Origin of the sequence: Vibrio sp. 05-20-BW147, assembly GCF_013369385.1 — a bacterium.
Classification (GTDB): Bacteria; Pseudomonadota; Gammaproteobacteria; order Enterobacterales; family Vibrionaceae; genus Vibrio; species Vibrio floridensis.
Genome location: NZ_SZTO01000083.1, coordinates 1 through 867 on the forward strand (window position 1 = coordinate 1; position 867 = coordinate 867).

Genomic DNA, 867 nt, shown 5'->3' on the forward strand with positions numbered 1-867 from the left:
GGGATTCATGCCGCGTGGCATTTTTTGTATGCGGTTAGTTTTAGTGGTGAAAGTGGTCTGCGGGAAGTTGGTTTGTGCGGCATTCACCCCTTAACGCAGCGTTAGGCATAAGGAAATTATGGAACTCATTCAGCTAAATGAAAATGAGCTAAAAATGTTGCGTGATGGTCAATCTGTTCTCAAGTATATGATCGACGGAGTTCCTCCAAATCATGTGTTAGATCGCTCTCTTAGTCATTATGGTGATTCGATATGTGAAGTTTGGTCTTTACCATACTTTATGAAGGCAAATGACCAGTTAATTGGCAGTTGTGGTTTCAAGAATCCACCGAGAGACGGTCGAGTTGAAATTGGCTACAACGTATCTTCTAGTCATCAAGGTAAAGGCATTGCAACTTTAGCAGTTAACAAACTTTGCCAAATTGCGTTTGAATCTGATTTGGTCAAAGTTGTCTTTGCATTGATCTCTTCTGAGAACTCTGCGTCACTTAATGTTGTTCGCAAAAATGGATTCATTTATAAAAATATTGTTGTGGATAGTGATGGTGAGTCATTAGAGTGTTGGGAATTAAGTAATAAAATCAGCGTGTTGGATAATGCCTAACAAAGCGTTAAAGCGGGACTTGGCACGCGTGGCATTTTCAACTTGCGTTGGGTTTAGTGGTTAAGGTGCTATGCGGTCACTTTTGTATTGCGTGCCTGCGCCCCTTAACGCGGCGTTATATTTTTAATCAATTTTCGAGTCAAAATCATGGACGAAAGAAGTAGAGTTTACCTGGAACAATATCTGAACTCTTTACCTGATGAAGTCGCCTCCAAATACACTTCGTTCAGCTCAGACTATTTCTGTGCAGATGAACACAATGC

General features: G+C 40.8%; 1 protein-coding gene and 2 pseudogenes. All 3 read left to right on the forward strand.

Annotation, left to right across the window (positions count from 1 at the left end):
• Nucleotides 1-105: pseudogene (locus FC652_RS20085) on the forward strand (DUF3265 domain-containing protein); the annotation flags it as partial.
• A 13-nt stretch (nucleotides 106-118) separates the two neighbouring features.
• Complete coding sequence (locus tag FC652_RS20090) at nucleotides 119-604, forward strand: GNAT family N-acetyltransferase (RefSeq protein WP_176299904.1); 486 nt, start codon at nucleotides 119-121, stop codon at nucleotides 602-604.
• 147 nt (nucleotides 605-751) lie between these two features.
• A pseudogene (locus FC652_RS20735) lies at nucleotides 752-867 on the forward strand (RNA-binding protein); the annotation flags it as partial.